Origin of the sequence: Henriciella aquimarina, assembly GCF_002088975.1 — a bacterium.
GTDB lineage: Bacteria > Pseudomonadota > Alphaproteobacteria > Caulobacterales > Hyphomonadaceae > Henriciella > Henriciella aquimarina.
Window position 1 is genome coordinate 1 of sequence record NZ_NCST01000035.1, and the last position, 3,875, is coordinate 3,875.

4 protein-coding genes are annotated in these 3,875 nt (G+C 65.0%); 3 read left to right on the forward strand and 1 reads right to left on the reverse strand.

The genetic code is table 11. The features are described 5' to 3' along the window. From B8784_RS05035 to B8784_RS05045, 3 genes are all read left to right on the forward strand, one after another. Positions 1–1,342: DUF58 domain-containing protein (locus tag B8784_RS05035; RefSeq protein WP_233355975.1), on the forward strand; the 1,342-nt coding region annotated here is incomplete at its 5' end. Then, entirely contained in the window at positions 1,339–2,337 is a 999-nt protein-coding gene (locus B8784_RS05040) for a stage II sporulation protein M (protein ID WP_143435297.1), read from the forward strand. The genes B8784_RS05035 and B8784_RS05040, both read left to right, overlap by 4 nt. Beyond that, the gene (locus B8784_RS05045) at positions 2,337–3,278 is read left to right on the forward strand and encodes an RDD family protein (RefSeq protein WP_084396519.1); all 942 of its coding nucleotides are present in this window, start codon (positions 2,337–2,339) and stop codon (positions 3,276–3,278) included. The genes B8784_RS05040 and B8784_RS05045 overlap by 1 nt, the downstream gene beginning before the upstream one ends. A 9-nt stretch (positions 3,279–3,287) precedes the next feature. On the opposite strand, the gene B8784_RS05050 is transcribed toward B8784_RS05045, so the two are convergent. After that, the coding region (locus tag B8784_RS05050) for an acyl-CoA dehydrogenase family protein (RefSeq protein ID WP_143435298.1) at positions 3,288–3,875 on the reverse strand (588 nt) is incomplete at its 5' end.

Consider the following 3,875-nt stretch of genomic DNA (forward strand, 5'->3'; position numbering starts at 1 on the left):
CCCTGATCGACCAGACGGCCGCCCCGAGATGATCGCCCCCACGCTCCGCTCGATCTGGCTGATGCTGGCCGGCTTGCCGGTCATGCTGTTCATTGCCGTGGCGATGCCGGGGCTGTGGACACTGTCGGCCGGATGGGTGGGCGGCGTGCTGGCGCTGATGTTTGCCGATCTGGTCCTTGCGGCCCGCGCCCCGGCGGCGCGCATCAGCACGGATGCCCCAGCGCTGCTCTACATGTCGAGCGAGGACCCAGCCGATGTGACGCTGACCTTTGCGCGCGGGCCCCTGCCCGGCCAGGTGGAGTGCCAGCTGGAAACCAATGACCTTATCGCCTCGCCGCCGCGCAAGATCCTGAAAGGATGGGCCGATGGGGCGCACACAGCGACCTTCATCCTTAAGCCGATCCGGCGCGGGCCCGGGCGGCTGGAACGACTCTGGGCGCGCTGGACCGGGCCGCTGGGCCTGATCGCCATCCGCAAGGTCGAGGCACTCGACATCGAGATTCCGGTGACGCCGAATACTCGCTGGGTGAAGGAAGAGGCTGTGCGCCTCTATCAGCGCGACGCCGATTTCGGCATCAAGATGCAGATCGAGCGCGGCGACGGCTCGGAATTCGATGCCCTGCGCGAATTCTCCGCCGGCATGGACCGGCGCGCCATCGACTGGAAGCATTCGGCCCGCCACGGCATGCTGCTCGCCAAGGAATTCCGCACCGAGCGCAATCACAACATCGTCTTCGCCTTCGACACCGGCCGGCTGATGAGCGAGCCGCTGGGCGGGGTGCCGAAGCTCGACCGGGCCATAAATTCCGCCCTGCTGCTGGCCTATGTCTCCCTGCGCTCGGGCGACCGCACCGCGATCTTCGGTTTCGATGCCCGCCCCGGCGTCGCCAGTAATGTGCTGACCGGGGCCGGCGCCTTCCCCCACCTGCAGCGGCTGGCCGCAAAGCTCGACTATTCCACCGAGGACGCCAATTACACCCTCGCCCTGACCGACCTCGCCCAGCGGCTGGAGCGGCGCTCGCTCATCATCCTGTTCACCGATTTCGTTGACACGATCTCGGCCGAACTGATGCTGGAGAATGTCCACCGGCTGACCGAGAAACACCTCGTCATCTTCGCCACCTTCGAGGACGAGGCGCTCTCCGGCATGATCGATGCCGAACCGCACACGGCCGAAGATGTCAGCCGCGCCGTCATCGCCGACACCCTGTTGCAGGAACGCGAGGTCGTCTTCCGCAAGCTGCAGCGCATGGGCGTGCAAGTGATCGAATCGACGCCGGAGCGCTTCGGGGCCGACCTTGTTTCGCGCTATCTCGACATCAAGCGCAGGGAGCTGTTGTGAACGATCGCGTGATGAAATCCTACCGCTTCCGCGAGGAGCGCCAGGAGGCGTGGGAAAGCCTCGACCGGATCGTCACACGGGCCGAAAAGCGCGGCGTGAAAGCGCTTTCGGACGAGGACATGATGGCGCTGCCCAGGCTCTACCGGCAGGCGGTATCCTCGCTCTCGGTGGCGCGCTCCATCTCGCTCGACCAGAACGTGCTCGCCTATCTCGAGACGCTGTGCGCGCGGGCCTATTTCTTCGTCTATGGCACTCGCGCCAGCATGGGCACGCGGATCGCGCAATATTTCCGCCGCGACTGGCCGCTTGCGGTGCAAGGCGCGCTGTGGCCGACGCTGCTCGCCTTCTTCTGCCTGTTCGGTGGCGCGCTGCTCGCCTTCTTCCTCTGCCTGCAGGACATGGAGTGGTACTGGACCTTCCATCCCGGCTGGGAGCTGCGCAATCCGGATGCGAGTGTCGAGACGCTGCGCGACACGCTCTACACTGAGGAAACCGATATTGCCGACATGCTGGCCGCTTTTGCCGGGCAGCTCTTCTCGCACAATAGCGGCATCGCGATTTTCGCCTTCGCGCTCGGCTTCTGCTTCGGCCTGCCGACGGCCATCCTGCTGATCTATAATGGCGTCTATCTCGGCAGCTTCTTCGCTGTCTTCTGGCAAAAGGGGCTGGGCCCGGAGCTGACAGGCTGGCTCTTCATCCATGGCGTGACCGAGCTTTTCGCCGTCATCCTGGCCGGAGCGGCGGGGTTCATGATCGGCGGCGCTGTCGCCTTTCCGGGCACGAAAAGCCGGATGCAGTCGCTCAAGGATGCCGGCAATTCCGCCGCCCTCGTCATCATCGGCGCGGTGCTGATGCTGTTCATCGCTGCCCTGCTCGAAGGCTTCGGACGGCAGATGATCAATGTCGACCTCACCCGCTACATCATCGCCATCCTCTCGCTGGTCTTCTGGCTCACCTATTTCTACTGGCCGCGCGCGGCCCGGGAGGAGAGCTGATGGCCCGGTCCGAGGCCGCTCAAGCCGGGGAAGGCCGGCGCGAAGCCCTGCGCCGGCGCGAACTGCGCCTCAAGGAGGAAGCGCGTCAGGCCAAGCGCATCCGCCCGCTGGTGACGCCCGAGGGCGCGGCGCTGAACCTGAAGATCGCCACCGCCTCGGAACGCGCCGGGGCCTTCCTGCTCGACTTCGCCCTGCAGATCATGGCGATCATCGTCTCGGTCTTCGTGATCAGCTGGATGTTCTCGTCCATGGGGTTCGAAGGCTGGGCGGTCGCCCAGTCGCTCAGCATGGTCGTCGTCTTCTTCCTGCGAAACTTCTATTTCATCTTCTTCGAGATCGGCCGGAAAGCCGCCACGCCCGGCAAACGCGCGCTGGGCCTGCGGGTGGCGGCGCGCAATGGCGGACGGCTGACCGCGAATGCGGTGCTCGCGCGCAACTTCATGCGGGAGCTGGAAGTCTTCCTGCCACTCAGCCTGCTTGCCATGACGGTCGAGGACCAGATCAGCGGCTGGATCCGACTGACCGCCTTTGTCTGGACCGCCGTCTTCATCCTGTTTCCACTATTCAACCGCGACAAGCTGCGCGTCGGGGACCTGATCGCGGGCACCATCGTCATCCACGCCCCGCGCACCCGGCTGAAGAAGGACATCACCTCCGTCGCCCCGCTGCCGACGGCGGCCGGCTTCGCCTTCAGCGATGCCGAACTCGACGCCTATGGCATCCACGAACTGCATGTCCTCGAGGATGTGCTGCGCCAGTCGACAGCCGAGATCAAGGCGCGGGTCGCCGAACGCATCCGCGAGAAGATCGGCCGTCAGAAACAGACCGGCGAAGACGATCTGGCCTTCCTCGAAGCCTATTACGCCGCCCTTCGCGCCCGCCTGGAACAGCGCATGCTGTTTGGCGAACGCAAGGCCGACAAGTTCGATGTAGGGCGCTAGCCGGCTGGCCTATCTCTCGCCGAGACGGGTAAGCTCCGCCTTCTTGATCTTCTTGGCGAGCGACCATTTGTGCACCTCGGTCGGCCCGTCATAGATACGGAAGGCGCGCACTTCGCGGAACAGCTGTTCGACAATCGTATCGCGGCTGACGCCCATGCCGCCCATCACCTGGACGCAGCGGTCGGCAACGCGGAACAACGCTTCCGACACCGCCACCTTGGCCATAGAGCTTTCGACATTGCCGGTCTCGCCCCGGTCCAGGGCATCGGCACACCAGTCGATCATCAGGGCCGATTGCTGCAGGTCGATCTGGTTTTCAGCCAGCATGAAGCCGACGCCCTCATGATCGACCAGCAGCTTGCCGAAGGCCTGGCGCTTGCAGGCATATTCGGTCGCGATTTCCTGCGCGCGCGTCGCCACGCCGAGCCAGCGCATGCAGTGCGAGAGGCGCGCCGGCGCGAGCCGGATCTGCGCATAGCGAAAGCCTTCGCCAGGCTGGCCCAGCATGTCGGACGCCTGTACGCGAAGATTCCTGATGACCACCTCGGAATGCCCGCCCGGCATGGAGCTGTCGATCGTGTCGAGGACGCGCTCGAT